This window comes from Pseudomonas mucidolens, assembly GCF_900106045.1.
Taxonomy (GTDB): domain Bacteria; phylum Pseudomonadota; class Gammaproteobacteria; order Pseudomonadales; family Pseudomonadaceae; genus Aquipseudomonas; species Aquipseudomonas mucidolens.
Genome location: NZ_LT629802.1, coordinates 3353096 through 3367745 on the forward strand (window position 1 = coordinate 3353096; position 14650 = coordinate 3367745).

General features: G+C 59.7%; 14 protein-coding genes. 2 read left to right on the plus strand and 12 right to left on the minus strand.

What is annotated here, in order from left to right:
• Nucleotides 1–17 precede the first annotated feature (17 nt).
• The 9 genes from mltG to BLU75_RS15485 all read right to left on the minus strand — a co-directional run bounded on the left by mltG (nt 18) and on the right by BLU75_RS15485 (nt 7322).
• A complete protein-coding gene (mltG, locus tag BLU75_RS15445) occupies nt 18–1136 on the minus strand; it encodes an endolytic transglycosylase MltG (RefSeq protein WP_084381271.1) in 1119 nt (372 codons plus the stop codon).
• Nucleotide 1137: 1 nt separating this feature from the next.
• Entirely contained in the window at nt 1138–1953 is an 816-nt protein-coding gene (pabC, locus tag BLU75_RS15450; RefSeq protein WP_084381228.1) for an aminodeoxychorismate lyase, read from the minus strand.
• The gene (gene fabF, locus BLU75_RS15455; RefSeq protein WP_090221498.1) at nt 1953–3197 is read right to left on the minus strand and encodes a beta-ketoacyl-ACP synthase II; all 1245 of its coding nucleotides are present in this window, start codon (nt 3195–3197) and stop codon (nt 1953–1955) included. Before fabF ends, pabC begins: the two co-directional genes overlap by 1 nt.
• A gap of 128 nt (nt 3198–3325) precedes the next feature.
• Complete coding sequence (acpP, locus tag BLU75_RS15460) at nt 3326–3562, minus strand: acyl carrier protein (protein WP_003175607.1); 237 nt, start codon at nt 3560–3562, stop codon at nt 3326–3328.
• A gap of 191 nt (nt 3563–3753) precedes the next feature.
• Nucleotides 3754–4497, minus strand: a complete 744-nt coding sequence (gene fabG / locus BLU75_RS15465; RefSeq protein ID WP_084381230.1) for a 3-oxoacyl-ACP reductase FabG — start codon at nt 4495–4497, stop codon at nt 3754–3756.
• A 17-nt stretch (nt 4498–4514) separates the two neighbouring features.
• Nucleotides 4515–5453, minus strand: coding sequence for an ACP S-malonyltransferase (gene fabD / locus BLU75_RS15470; protein WP_084381231.1), 939 nt, complete (start codon nt 5451–5453; stop codon nt 4515–4517).
• 127 nt (nt 5454–5580) lie between these two features.
• Entirely contained in the window at nt 5581–6591 is a 1011-nt protein-coding gene (gene plsX, locus BLU75_RS15475; protein ID WP_084381232.1) for a phosphate acyltransferase PlsX, read from the minus strand.
• 4 nt (nt 6592–6595) lie between these two features.
• On the minus strand, nt 6596–6778 hold the full coding sequence (rpmF, locus tag BLU75_RS15480; protein WP_003179396.1) for a 50S ribosomal protein L32: 183 nt from the start codon (nt 6776–6778) through the stop codon (nt 6596–6598).
• Between the two features lie 13 nt (nt 6779–6791).
• Nucleotides 6792–7322 (minus strand): YceD family protein, encoded by a 531-nt coding sequence (locus BLU75_RS15485; RefSeq protein ID WP_090221499.1) that lies wholly within the window; start codon nt 7320–7322, stop codon nt 6792–6794.
• Between the two features lie 105 nt (nt 7323–7427).
• Between BLU75_RS15485 and BLU75_RS15490 the strand changes: the two genes are divergently transcribed.
• Nucleotides 7428–8006: a Maf family protein gene (locus tag BLU75_RS15490; RefSeq protein ID WP_084381234.1), complete on the plus strand. Its 579-nt coding sequence runs from the start codon at nt 7428–7430 to the stop codon at nt 8004–8006.
• A gap of 41 nt (nt 8007–8047) precedes the next feature.
• On the opposite strand, the gene BLU75_RS15495 is transcribed toward BLU75_RS15490, so the two are convergent.
• The 3 genes from BLU75_RS15495 to rluC are packed head-to-tail and all read right to left on the minus strand — an operon-like array spanning nt 8048 to nt 10667.
• Nucleotides 8048–9037 (minus strand): S49 family peptidase, encoded by a 990-nt coding sequence (locus tag BLU75_RS15495; protein WP_084381235.1) that lies wholly within the window; start codon nt 9035–9037, stop codon nt 8048–8050.
• Between the two features lie 21 nt (nt 9038–9058).
• A complete protein-coding gene (locus tag BLU75_RS15500; RefSeq protein ID WP_084381236.1) occupies nt 9059–9721 on the minus strand; it encodes an HAD-IA family hydrolase in 663 nt (220 codons plus the stop codon).
• Complete coding sequence (rluC, locus tag BLU75_RS15505; protein ID WP_084381237.1) at nt 9708–10667, minus strand: 23S rRNA pseudouridine(955/2504/2580) synthase RluC; 960 nt, start codon at nt 10665–10667, stop codon at nt 9708–9710. Before rluC ends, BLU75_RS15500 begins: the two co-directional genes overlap by 14 nt.
• A gap of 718 nt (nt 10668–11385) precedes the next feature.
• Here rluC and rne point away from each other — a divergent pair.
• Nucleotides 11386–14613, plus strand: coding sequence for a ribonuclease E (rne, locus tag BLU75_RS15510; RefSeq protein WP_084381238.1), 3228 nt, complete (start codon nt 11386–11388; stop codon nt 14611–14613).
• The last annotated feature ends 37 nt before the right edge of the window (nt 14614–14650 follow it).

Consider the following 14650-nt stretch of genomic DNA (forward strand, 5'->3'; position numbering starts at 1 on the left):
GCAGTCCTTAATCAGAGTCATTGCGGGCTTTGCGGCATCGGATCTTGAGGTGTATCGACAGAATCAACCGGGGACGCAGGCACTTCATCCACAGGCTGCGTCGAAGGGCCCGGGCTTGAGCGATAGTCGGCGCGGCGCTTGAGTTGAAATTCGCGCACGGCAGCATTATGCGCCCCCAGGTTATCCGAGAACACATGGCTGCCGTCGCCACGTGCCACAAAATACAGGCTGCTGCCGGGCACCGGGTTCAAGGCGGCATGAATCGCCTCGCGACCGACCATCGCAATCGGCGTCGGCGGCAGACCGGCATTCACATAAGTGTTATAGGGCGTTGCCTGCCTGAGGTGAGCGCGGGTCAACTTGCCATTGTAGTGTTCGCCCATGCCGTAGATGACGGTCGGGTCTGTCTGCAACAACATGCCGATTTTCAGGCGTCGCACAAAGACTCCGGCGATCTGCCCACGTTCTCGCGGCACACCGGTTTCCTTCTCAACCAGCGAGGCCATGATCAACGCCTGGTAAGGCTCTTTATACGGCAGGTCTGGCGCGCGCTTGCTCCACTCCTCGGCGAGCACGGCATCCAGGCGGTCATAGGCTTTTTTCAGGAACTCGACGTCAGTCATGCCCCGCACAAAACGGTAGGTATCCGGGAAGAACCGCCCTTCAGGGAATTCGTCGGGATGACCGAGTTTTTCCATCACTTCAGGGTCACTCAAGCCAGACAGGGTCTGCTCGATCTTTTCGTGCTTGGCCAACGCGGCGCGTACCTGGCGGAAATTCCACCCCTCCACCAGCGTCAGGCTGTACTGCACCACTTCGGCGCGCTGCCACAGATCGATCAGGCCCCGGGCGGTCAAACCGGGTTGCATGCGGTACTCACCGCTGTGCAGCGGCTGGCCTTCGAGGTTGAAGCGCCAGTAGACACGTAACCAGAAGGCGTCCTTGAGCACACCGTCCTGTTCCAGGCGGTTGAAGGTTCCCGTGGGGGTCGAGCCGGCCGGTACATCGAGTAATTGTTCCTGGGACAGATTCAGCGGCTGCTTCAAGGCCGAGTCCAACTTCCAGGCCGAAAAGCCCAGCAGCAAGCCCGCCAGAACCAGACCGACTTCCAGCAACAGAATAAATTTACGTCTCAAATCAAACACCCAATAGCGTGCGAACAATGCCCTGCAGTTTACGGGTGAGTGGTCCAGCCGACCAGCTCATTGGCCCACACCCAAGTACCGGCCAGATGCCATAAACGCTGTTGCAGACGAAGACTTCGTCGGCCTGTTGCAGCTGCTCAAGGCTGATATCGACCACACGCGTCGTGATGCCCGACGCCTCGGCCCGGGCCAACAGCTCGGCCCGCATGACGCCGGCAACTCCACAGCGACTCAAGTCGGCAGTCAGCAAGTGGCCGTCATCGACTAAAAACAGGTTGCTGAACACGCCTTCAATGACTCGCCCGGACATATCCAGCATCAATCCTTCGGCGTGATCGGCATCGTGCCATTCGGCACGCGCGATGACCTGTTCAAGCCGGTTGAGGTGCTTGAGGCCTGCGAGCAAGGGTTGTTCGGACAAACGAGTGGCACATGGAAAAAGACGTATGCCGGATGATCCATGCGCTTCGGGATAGGTGGCAGGCGGGCTGCCTTGCAGAATGCGGCGCGCCGGCGCGCCAGCGTTGATACCATAGCCCCGCAGGCCGTCGCCACGGGTGAGGATCAACTTGAGTATGCCGTCGCCGAGGGTCGCGGCAAAGACCAGCAATTCGCTGCGGATCAGCGCGTGATCCGCAACAATCGCCAACCGCCCGCACCCTGCTTCAAGGCGCTGCAGGTGCCGCTCGAGCAACAACGGCTGCCCGGCTTTTACGGCAATGGTTTCAAACAAGCCATCGCCGTAGGCCAGGCCGCGATCTTTCAGGGACACTGCGTCCGCTGGCTGACCGTCGACCCAGTTGAACATCACTCGGCGAACCGGCGGAACACCAGGGAACCGTTGGTCCCGCCAAAACCGAAGGAGTTGGACAACACCACGTCGATTGGCATTTTCTGCGGTTCGTGGGGGACGAAGTTCAGGTCGCAACCTTCGTCCGGCTCATCCAGGTTGATCGTCGGCGGCGCCACTTGATCCTTGATTGCCAACACACTGAAGATCGCTTCCACCGCGCCCGCCGCACCCAACAGGTGACCCGTCATGGATTTGGTCGAGCTGACCGCCAGCTTATACGCGTACTCGCCAAACACCGACTTGATGGCCTCGGCTTCCGCCAGGTCGCCGGTCGGAGTCGAGGTGCCGTGGGCGTTGATGTACTGCACCTGCTCGGCGTTGATCTTCGCATCGCGCAAGGCATTGCTGATGCAACGGGCAGCACCCGCGCCGTCGGCCGGCGGCGAGGTCATGTGGAACGCATCGCCGCTCATGCCGAAGCCGATCAGTTCGGCATAAATGGTCGCGCCACGGGCCTTGGCGTGTTCCAACTCTTCCAGCACCAGCGCACCCGCGCCATCGGAGAGCACGAAGCCATCACGCCCTTTGTCCCAGGGACGACTGGCGCGGGTCGGCTCGTCATTGCGGGTCGACAGCGCACGGGACGCACCAAAGCCCCCCATACCCAGGCCACACGCGGCCATTTCCGCGCCACCGGCAATCATCACGTCGGCTTCGTCGTAAGCGATATTGCGCGCTGCCATGCCGATGCAGTGAGTGCCCGTGGTACAGGCAGTGGAAATGGCGTAGTTGGGTCCCTGTGCACCCAGGTGGATCGACAGGAAGCCGGAAATCATATTGATGATCGAACCGGGTACGAAGAACGGTGAAATTCGACGGGGACCGGAATCATGCAGCGTGCGGCTGGTTTCTTCGATATTGGTCAGACCGCCAATACCCGAACCCATGGCCACGCCGACGCGGTCACGGTTGGCATCGGTGACTTCCAGGCCAGCATTACGCACCGCCTGAAAACCGGCTGCCAGGCCGTATTGAATGAACAGGTCGAGCTTGCGGGATTCCTTGATCGAGAGATATTCCTCGACATTGAAGCCCTTTACCGAGCCGCCAAAACGGGTGGAATAGGCAGAAAGGTCCGTATGCTCGATCAGACCAATACCACTGTGGCCAGCCAAAATGCCCTGCCAACTGCTCGGCACATCCGTACCCAGTGGCGACAACATACCCATACCGGTGACTACGACGCGTCTACGCGACACAGCACTCTCCTTTTTCTAATGACGACGCTTTTGTTTCAACGCTCACTTTTCGTCAGGACTAAAGAAAAAACCGCACGCCGTTACAGCAGTGCGGTTTTTCCCTGACAGCAAGCGACGACTACAAACTATTACGCCTGGTGGCTAGTAACGTAGTCGATAGCAGCTTGAACAGTAGTGATTTTTTCAGCTTCTTCGTCCGGGATTTCGGTCTCGAATTCCTCTTCCAGAGCCATCACCAGCTCAACGGTGTCAAGGGAATCGGCACCCAGGTCTTCTACGAAGGAAGCAGTGTTGACCACTTCTTCTTCCTTAACGCCCAGTTGCTCGGCGACGATTTTCTTGACGCGCTCTTCGATGGTGCTCATACCTTGTTTAACTCCTAATGGACAAATTCAGGCAGCTGGCCAGTGGGTAAGTGTATAGAAAGCCATTTCAGCTTTTCAACTGAAAGCTTCACCCAGTACCCGGTCGGCCACCTGCCTATAAATTAAGTTGCAGCTTTATAACGGATTTTAGACAGCTCGTATGACATTTTTTTGAAGCGATCCGTCACAATTTAACTCATGTACATCCCGCCGTTCACCGGGATTGTAGCCCCAGTCACGTATGCCGCACCGTCGGATGCCAGGAAAGTGACCACATTCGCGATCTCTTGAGCCTGGCCCAGACGGCCCAGCGGAATCTGCGTCAGCAAGGCTTCACGCTGTGCTTCCGGCAGTTCGCGGGTCATATCGGTGTCGATGAACCCTGGGGCCACCGAGTTGACCGTAATCGACCGCGAACCAACTTCACGTGCCAATGCACGGCTGAAACCTTCCAGACCGGCCTTGGCGGATGCGTAGTTTACTTGGCCTGCGTTGCCCATGGCACCCACTACGGAGCCAATATTGATAATTCGGCCCCAACGCGCCTTGGTCATGCCACGCAAAACGCCTTTGGACAGGCGAAACAGACTGTTCAGGTTGGTATCGACCACGTCGTACCATTCGTCGTCTTTCATGCGCATCATCAGGTTATCGCGGGTAATGCCGGCGTTGTTCACCAGAATAGCCGGCGCACCGAATTGCGCGGTAATTTCAGCCAATACCGCTGCCACGGACTCATCGCTGGTCACGTTGAGTTCAAGACCGGCGCCCTGCACACCGTTTTCCTTCAGGGTCGCTGCGATACGCTCAGCGCCCGAAGCGGAGGTGGCGGTGCCGATCACAACAGCGCCTTGACGACCCAGTTCCAGGGCGATCGCCTGGCCGATGCCACGGCTCGCGCCGGTAACCAGTGCAACTTTACCTTGCAGACTCATGCAGGCTTCTCCTTAGTTCAGGCCAGTGCGGCGCGGGCGGCCGCGAAGCCATCCGGGGTATTGAGATTGGAAGTCGACACGCCGTCGGCGCAGCGCTTGTTCAGGCCGGCCAGGACTTTGCCCGGACCGCATTCGACCAATTGGGTAGCACCGTTGGCCGCCAGGGTCTGGACCGATTCAACCCAGCGAACCGGCTTGTACAGCTGCTCCAACAGGTCTCGCTTGAGGGTTTCCAGGTCCAGGGCGACAGCAGCGCTGACGTTCTGTACCAATGGGATCTGCGGGGCCTGCCAGTTGATCGCTGCAATCGACTCGGCAAACCGCTCGGCCGCCGGACGCATCAGTTCGCAATGCGACGGTACGCTGACCGGCAACGGCAGGGCACGCTTGGCACCACGCGCCTTGCAGCCTTCGATGGCACGCTCGACAGCCGCCTTGGCTCCGGCGATCACCACCTGGCCCGGGGAGTTGAAGTTGACGGCACTGACCACTTCGCCTTGAGCCGCTTCAGCGCAGGCGGCGATCACATCCGCATCTTCCAGGCCGAGAATGGCGGCCATACCGCCCTGCCCGGCCGGAACGGCTTCCTGCATCAGCTGACCACGCCGCTCCACCAGTTTGACCGCTTCACCTAGGGTCAAGCTGCCTGCGGCCACCAGGGCGCTGTATTCGCCCAGGCTGTGACCGGCAACGAATGCCGGGCGCGCACCACCTTCAGCCAGCCATACACGCCACAGCGCGATGGAAGCAGTCAGAATGGCCGGCTGGGTTTTGTCGGTTTGATTGAGCAGTTCTTCCGGCCCTTGCTGGGTCAGTGCCCAGAGGTCGTAACCGAGCGCTTCGGAAGCTTCCTTGAAAGTCTCCAGGATCAGCGGGTATTGCGCGCCCAGCTCGGCCAACATGCCGAGAGACTGCGAACCCTGCCCTGGAAAGACGAATGCGAGGGATGTAGACATGTAACAAGCCCCTAATGATCTGGTCGTCGGAGAATTGACGCCCCACAGCTGGGAGCGCAAGAAACTGACAGATTGGATGGTCAATTGAACTGGCCGGTCACATTTAAGCATTCCCGGACGAATTCGCCTAAGGCAACAGATCCTCAAGACGACCATGCAAGCGTTGCGGCAGGTTTTCCTGGATCTCGATCAACGCTCGTGCAATGGCACTCTGAAAACCCTGGACCCCGGCAGAACCGTGGCTTTTCACCACGATTCCCTGTAACCCGAGAAAACTTGCGCCATTATGCCGCGCGGGTGCCAAGTCCGCCTGCAAACGTCGCATCAACGGCAACGCCAACGCGCCAACCAGTCGTGAAGCAAGGTTGCGCTTGAACAGCGCCTCGATGCGCGCCGCAATCATTGTCGCAAGGCCTTCGCTGGACTTGAGCAGAATATTGCCGACAAAGCCGTCGCACACCACCACATCGGCCTCGCCACGATATAACCCGTCACCCTCGACGAACCCGATGTAGTTCAAGCCACGCGCTTGCTGCAACAGGCTTGCCGCCAACTTGACCTGCTGATTCCCCTTGATGTCCTCGGTACCGATATTGAGCAAGGCCACCCGAGGCCGCACCACACCCAGCGCTTGCGCCGCCACCGAGCCCATCAGGGCAAAATGCAGCAGATGCTCGGCGCTGCAATCGACATTCGCCCCCAAATCCAGCAACTGACAGTAACCGCGCTGGGTCGGAATGGCCGCGACCATCGCTGGCCGATCGATGCCCGGCAAGGTTTTTAATACAAAGCGCGACAACGCCATCAAGGCGCCTGTGTTGCCGGCACTGACACACGCCTGGGCCTTGCCATCGCGCACAAGCTCGAGGGCCACGCGCATCGACGAATCCGGCTTGCTACGCAGCGCTTGAGCAGGCTTTTCATCCATGCCAATGGTTTCGCTGGCCGGCGTAATCGTCAGGCGCGCGCGATCCACCGCCGGATGGCTGGCAATTAATTCTTCAAGTAAGGAGGGTTGGCCGACGAGGGTCAGGTGCAGCGAGGGCGTAGCGGACAGACTGGCGATACAGGCCTGAACAATGCTGCGGGGACCGAAGTCCCCGCCCATTGCGTCAATCGCGATGACTTGAGCAGACAAGTGATTACTCGTCAGCGCCCTTGTCGATCACTTTACGACCACGGTATACGCCTTCTGGCGATACGTGGTGACGCAGGTGAACTTCACCAGTGGTCTTTTCTACGGACAGAGTGCTAGCCTCGAGAGCATCGTGGGAACGACGCATGTCACGGGCAGAGCGGGATTTTTTGTTCTGCTGAACAGCCATAATTGATTAACTCCTAAACGTTTGGGTCACGCTTTAACTGCGCCAATACACTGAACGGGTTGGACCGCGTTACCTCGTCCTCGCTCGGTTCGGGCTCGTCATCGAGGCCCGCCGGCTGCTGGCATTCTTCCGGATGATGAGCAGGCACAATGGGCAAGGCGAGCAAAAGCTCCTCCTCGATCAGTGCATGCAGATCCAAAGGATCTTCGCCCAGTTCCAGCACGTCATAACCTTTCGGCAACGACTGGGTATTCGCACCCTCTTTCACCACAGCATAACTGCATTCGCTGTGGATCGGCAGGGTGACCAGCTCAAGACAACGCTGGCAAACCATTTTGACTTCGGTGTCGATAAAGCTGTGAATGACCACAGATTTACGTTCATCTCGTTCAAAAACGAATTTAGCCTGCACCGTACCGACAGTGTCGGAAAGCGGGTCGCAGAGTCTCTCCAAATCGGCTAGCAGCAGCTCACCTTGAAGGGTGGTGCCACGATCAGCCAATTTGCGCGGGTCAACGTGAGGTGGAATCGGGTCATTCAACATAGGCGCAGCATTATAGGGATGCACCCGGCCATGTCAAAGGAAATTCAGCCCTGTGCGTCAGCCGGTCACGCCGCTAGAATTCCCGACTGCCTTGAGGAGACGTCGATGCTACCTTTATTACTCGCTTCCAGCTCCATTTATCGCCGGGAGTTGCTGAGCCGCCTGCACCTGCCGTTCATCTGCAGCTCACCGGATATCGACGAAAGCCCCTACTCGGATGAGTCCGCTATCGAGCTGGTCAAGCGCCTGGCCGAACAAAAGGCTCGCGCCCTCGCCGCCAGCCATCCAGGACATTTGATCATCGGTTCCGATCAGGTGGCAGCGCTGGACGGCCGGATCATCGGCAAGCCCCACACGTTCGAGAACGCCCGCGAGCAACTGCTGGCGGCGAGCGGCAAGCAAGTCAGCTTTCTGACAGGCCTGGCGCTACTTAATAGCGAAACAGGCCAGTGCCAGGTCGACTGCGTTCCCTTTACCGTACACATGCGCGAACTGGGTGCCGAACGCATCGAACGCTACCTGCGGATTGAGCAACCGTATGACTGCGCCGGCAGTTTCAAGGCTGAAGGATTGGGTGTGAGTCTGTTCCAGGGTACCGAAGGGCCGGATGCCACCAGCCTTGTGGGTTTGCCACTGATTCGCCTGGTGGACATGCTGCTTGCCGAAGGCGTACAGATCCCCTAAGAACACCGCTCCCACATTTTGAGCCATGTCAGCACAGGATTTCAGCGCAGGGTTGGGCCCTGGAAGCCCATGTACATCGCAAGCTTTTCCGCGATGCTGGCACCGAGCTTCTTGGAGAAGCGGTCAAACGGCGACTCCTCGACAGTGAAGTCCACCAGTTCTTTTTCGCCAATCACATCCCGCGCCACTGAACTGGCGCTGCCCAGACCATCGATCAAGCCGAGGGGCAACGCCTGTTCACCGGACCAGACCAAACCGGAAAACAGTTCCGGATGTTCTTTATCCTTGAGCCGGTCACCGCGCCCCTGCTTCACACTGGCAATGAACTGCCGATGAGTGGTATCCAGCACGCCTTGCCAGAACGCGGTTTCGTCAGCCTTCTGCGGCTGGAACGGATCCAGGAACGCCTTGTGCTCGCCCGAGGTGTAGGTCCGGCGCTCCACACCCAGCTTTTGCATGGCGCCGACAAAACCATAACCGGCCGCCGTCACACCAATGGAACCGACCAGGCTGGCCTTGTCGGCGTAAATCTGATCCGCGGCGCTGGCGATATAATAGGCACCAGAAGCCCCCAGATCTGAAATCACCGCATATAGCTTGGTGTCCGGATGCAGGGCGCGCAGACGACGAATCTCGTCATACACATAACCCGACTGCACAGGACTGCCGCCCGGGCTGTTAATGCGCAGCACCACGCCTTTGACTTTCGGATCCTTGAAAGCCGCCCGCAGACTGCTGACGATATTGTCGGCACTGGCGGACTCCTTGTCGGCGATCACTCCGCGCACTTCGATCAACGCGGTGTAATGGCTGCCCAGCCCGGCGCCTTTCTCCACGTCCATCAGAGGACTGAAGAGCGCCAGCATGCCCAGCAGATAAGTAAACGTCAGCAGCTTGAAAAAGATCCCCCAACGCCGCGCGCGGCGCTGCTCCTGAACACCCGCCAGCAGCGTCTTTTCCAGCAACTTCCAGCTTTTTCCATCGCCGTCATCCGCACCGGCCTTACTCGGCGCTTTCCACTCATCGGTCATGCCATCTACCCCAGCAAAAACTTAATTGGCCTGGCCCAGCCAGGCGTGCAGTTCAGGAAAACGATCAATCGTCAGCCGCGGCTCATAAGCCTGCAGGCCCTCGGCCGACTGGGCGCCATAGCTGACGGCGACACTGTCCATCCCGGCATTGCGCGCCATCATCAGGTCGAACGACGCATCCCCTACCATCAATGCCTGGCGCGGCGACACCCCGCAGTGCGCCATGATCTGCTCGAGCATCAGCGGATGCGGTTTGCTGGCAGTTTCATCCGCCGCGCGGGTGATATCGAAATAATCTTCCCAGCCATTGGCCTTCAGCACCCGATCCAGGCCGCGTCGCGCCTTGCCCGTGGCAACCGCCAACTGATAACCCTCGGCGCGCAATGCCTCCAGAGACTGCACCACGCCCTCAAACAAGGGTGACGGTTCAGCCTCCAGGGCAATGTAGTGATCGGCGTAGTGCTGACGAAAGACTCTTAACTCCTCGTCAGCAATCTGCGGGTACAAGGTACGAATCGCCTCCGGCAAACCCAGGCCGATGATGCCCTTGACCGCCAGGTCGTCACACAACTCAAACCCCGAACGCGTCGAGGCCATATGCATCGACTCGACAATCCGACCAATGGAGTCGCACAACGTGCCATCCCAATCAAAGATCAGTAGCTTGTAGTCAAGGCGCGACACTCAGGCGCTCCACGGTCTTGGCCCACATCTCATCGACGGGCGCCTGCAACTTCAACTCGCCACCATCGGGCAACGGTACCGTGAGCATGTAGGCGTGCAGGAACAGTCGCTTGCCGCCCAGGTCACGAATCTCCCTGGAGAAATCCTCATCGCCGTATTTGCTGTCGCCGGCGATCGAATGGCCCGCGTGCAGGGTGTGAACACGAATCTGGTGGGTTCGACCGGTCACCGGCTTGGCCTCGACCAGGGTGGCGAAATCACCGAAGCGGCGCAGCACCTTAAATAGCGTCAGCGCCTCCTTGCCCTCCTCGTCCACCTCGACCATCCGTTCGCCCGAGCGCAGATTGCTCTTCTGCAACGGCGCGCGAACACTCTTGATCGAAGAGGCCCAATTGCCACGCACCAGCGCCATGTAGCGCTTATCCACGCCGTCGCCGCGCAAGGCGGTATGCAAATGGCGCAGCATGCTGCGCTTCTTGGCAATCATCAGCAGGCCGGAGGTGTCGCGGTCCAGGCGATGGACCAGTTCCAGCTCCTTGGCATCCGGGCGTAACTGACGAAAGGCTTCGATAACCCCGAAACTCAGGCCGCTGCCACCGTGGACCGCAATCCCGCAGGGCTTGTTGATCACGATCAGCTTGTTATCTTCGAACACAATCGAAGCTTCCAGGCGCTGCAACAGACCCTGGGCCAGCGGGACCGGCTCGTCGCGCTCCGGCACGCGCACCGGCGGCACGCGGACGATATCGCCCGCCTGCAGCTTGTACTCGGGCTTGATCCGCCCCTTGTTCACGCGCACTTCGCCTTTACGCAAAATGCGATAAATCAAGGTCTTGGGCACGCCTTTGAGCCTGGCAAGAAGAAAGTTGTCGATGCGTTGGCCGGCATATTCCGGCGAGACCTCAAGCAGCTGGACGCTGGGGGTCGGGGGGGCGGTAGTCGTCATGCCGGGAATGATAACAATTTTTTATGGAATTGAAGCACTTAATCATTGCTGATATAGTCGCGAACGCCGCCAAAAGTGGCCCGGACAGAGGACTGGCGACAGACTGCCAGCCCTGACCATCGCAATTCATCAGGACGCAAGGCCGTCCTACGGGGCTTTCGCCACCCTGGAAGGCTCAGGATTGTAACAAGCGCAGGTGACATGAGGCCTGAAGCGAGCTTGAAAAGCAGGGTCATTACCCGCCTTTCATGCCGATATTCACGGCCAGTTCACAAAGTGCAGTCAGTCCTGGACCAGACCACGGCGAATGTTTCGGAAACAACGCCTGTTATTAGCCATGAGCGTGAACTCCCCATTGGAGAACACGGTAAATGCCAACCCGCTGCGGATTCTGCGCGCGGCAGCACCCGAATTATCAGGGATACGTGTAGGGTGGAGATGCACAACCGTCGGACCGTGTAGCACTAGGCTTATTTTAGACGCTTCATCTCGTCCACAGTCGTCGGTTGATTCCTCCTCCTGACCTTAGCTTTTGTTGAAGTGGTGTCTTGTCACCACAGCTAACAATGCAGGACGCGTCCGTCGCGATACCGGCCCAATTGGCTCGATATTGCTGGACACTGGAGTGGCCAACCACTCTTGACGCACCTGACACCGACCGTGAGAAGTCGTGTGTGCCGAACGCCGTTTCCGGCAGCCCGGAAACCGACGGTACAACATGAAAAGAATGCTGATTAACGCAACCCAACCCGAAGAGTTGCGTGTTGCACTGGTAGATGGCCAACGCCTCTACGACCTGGACATTGAATCCGGTGCACGCGAGCAAAAGAAGGCCAACATCTATAAAGGCCGGATTACTCGCATCGAACCAAGCCTTGAGGCTGCCTTTGTCGATTTCGGCTCCGAGCGCCACGGCTTCCTGCCCCTCAAAGAAATCTCCCGCGAGTACTTCAAGAAAGCCCCTGAAGGCCGTGTGAACATCAAGGACGTCCTGAGCGAAGGCCAGGAAGTCATCGTCCAGGTCGAAAAAGAAGAACGTGGCAACAAGGGCGCAGCCCTGACCACCTTCATCAGCCTGGCTGGCCGTTATCTGGTCCTGATGCCGAACAACCCACGTGCCGGCGGCATTTCCCGTCGCATCGAAGGCGAAGAACGCAACGAATTGCGTGAAGCGCTGAACGGCTTGATCGCTCCGGCCGACATGGGCCTGATCGTGCGCACTGCCGGCCTGGGCCGCAGCAGCGAAGAAATGCAGTGGGACCTCGATTACCTGCTGCAACTGTGGACCGCTATCAAAGAAGCGTCCCTGGATCGTTCCGCGCCATTCCTGATCTACCAGGAAAGCAACGTGATCATCCGCGCCATCCGCGATTACCTGCGCCAGGACATCGGCGAAGTGCTGATCGACAGCGTTGAAGCCCAGGACGAAGCCCTGGCCTTCATCCGCCAGGTGATGCCGCAGTACGCCAGCAAGATCAAGCTGTACGAAGACAGCGTTCCGCTGTTCAACCGTTTCCAGATCGAAAGCCAGATCGAAACCGCCTTCCAGCGCGTCGTCGAACTGCCTTCCGGCGGCTCCATCGTGATCGATCCGACCGAAGCCCTGGTGTCCATCGACATCAACTCGGCACGCGCCACCAAAGGCAGCGACATCGAAGAAACCGCCTTGCAGACCAACCTGGAAGCGGCTGAAGAGATCGCCCGCCAATTGCGCCTGCGTGATATCGGCGGCCTGATCGTCATCGACTTCATTGACATGACTCCGGCCAAGAACCAGCGCGCCGTGGAAGAAAAAGTCCGCGAATGCCTGGAAGCTGACCGTGCCCGCGTACAGGTCGGCCGTATCTCGCGCTTCGGCCTGCTGGAAATGTCCCGTCAGCGCCTGCGTCCATCCCTGGGCGAAAGCAGCGGCATCGTCTGCCCGCGTTGCAACGGCACCGGCATCATCCGTGACGTTGAATCGCTGTCCCTGGCGATCCTGCGCCTGATCGAAGAAGAAGCCCTGAAAGACCGCACCGCCGAAGTCCGCGCGCAAGTGCCGATCCCGGTTGCAGCCTTCCTGCTCAACGAGAAGCGCAACTCGATCACCAAGATCGAACTGCGCACCCGCGCCCGTATCGTCATCCTGCCGAACGACCACCTCGAAACGCCGCACTTCGAAGTGCAGCGCCTGCGTGATGACAGCCCGGAAGCTCACACCAACCAGTCCAGCTACGAAATCGCCGCTGCCGCCGCCGAAGTCGAAGAAGTCCAGCCGGCCGCCGCAACCCGCACCCTGGTTCGCCAGGAAGCGGCCGTCAAGACCGCACCCGCGCGTGCCAACGCGCCGGTCCCAACCGAAGCCGCTGCACCGGCTGCTGCCCCGGCCGCCATGCCAGAGCCTAGCCTGTTCAAGGGCCTGGTGAAGTCCCTGGTCAGCCTGTTCGCGACCAAGGAAGAGCCTGCGGCACCAGTTGTCGTCGAGAAACCGGCCACTGAACGCCCTGCCCGCAACGAAGAGCGTCGCAACGGTCGCCAGCAAAGCCGTAACCGTAACGGTCGCCGCGACGAAGAGCGCAAACCGCGCGAAGAACGTGCTCCGCGTGAAGAACGCGCGCCACGCGAAGAGCGTCAGCCTCGCGAAGCCCGTGAAGAGACCCCAGCCGTAGCCCGCGAAGAACGCGCACCACGCGCCCCTCGCGAAGAACGTGCTCCGCGTGCACCGCGTGAAGACCGCAAGCCACGTGGCGAGCGTGAAGAACGTGTACGTGAACTGCGCGAGCCGCTGGATGCTGCCCCGGCAGTCGCCGCTGCCGCCAGCACCGAAGAACGTCCGGCCCGCCAGCCACGTGAAGAGCGCGCACCACGCCCACCGCGTGAAGAGCGTCAACCGCGTGCCGAACAGGCTGCTGCGGCCAGCGAAGAAGAACTGCTGTCCAACGAAGAGCAACTGCAGGAAGACGGTCAGGACAACGCCGAAAGCGATCGTCCACGCCGCCGCTCCCGTGGCCAGCGTCGTCGCAGCAACCGTCGTGAGCGTCAACGCGATGCGAACGGCAATGTGATCGAAGGTTCGGAAGAAAACGCCGAAACCACCGAGGCCTCCGCGACAAGCGAGCCGACCGCTGCCGATCTGGCTGCCGGCCTGGCCGTTACCGCTGCGGTTGCCAGCTCGGTCATCAGCGCTCCAGCTGAAGTCGAGGCCAACCAGCAGGCTGAACGCGCCACCGCTGCCGTGCAGGAAACCGTGACGCCTGAAGCGCCGGCCGTCGAAGCCACGACCGTGGTCGAAGCACCAGCCGCTCCAGAAGTCGAAGTTGCTCCGGCTCCTGAAGCCGAGCCTGAAGTCAAAGCAGCCGCCGAACCGGTGGTCGAGGCCGAGCCACAGGTTGTAGCTGAAGCTGTTGTCGAAACACCTGCTGCCGAGCCAACCCCACCAGTGCGTGAAGTTCGCGAAGAACAGACCGCCTTCCAGTGGGTTGCCGAGCCAGCCGTGGCTGTCGAAGCACCAGCGCCGACGCCAGTGGAAGAAGCTCCGACTCCAACTGCCGAGGTGGTTGTGGTTGAACCTGTAGTGGTTGCTGAGCCGGTTGTGGTTGCAGAACCTGCTCCGGTCGCTGAAGAAACCCCAGTGGTTGCTGAAGCTGCCGCTCCAGTGGTTGCAGCGCCAGTCAGCGCCCTGACCGAAAATGGTCGAGCGCCGAACGATCCACGTGAAGTGCGTCGCCGCAAGCGTGAAGCCGAGCGTCTGCAGAAGGAAGCCGAACAGGCCGCCGCTGCGGCTCCGGCCATCGTCGAAGCCGCACCGGTTGTGGCTGAAGTTGTCGAGGCGCAAGCCCCGTCCACCGAAGCCGCGGTTGAGCCTACCGCTCCTTCCATCGACGAGAATCTGCATTCCGTCGAGGAAGTGATCGAGCACAACCCTAAAGCCCTGGAAGAAGAGCACGAGCCTAAACCCCTCGCCTGATTCCATCGGCCACTGAAAAGCCCCGTCTGAGTGATCA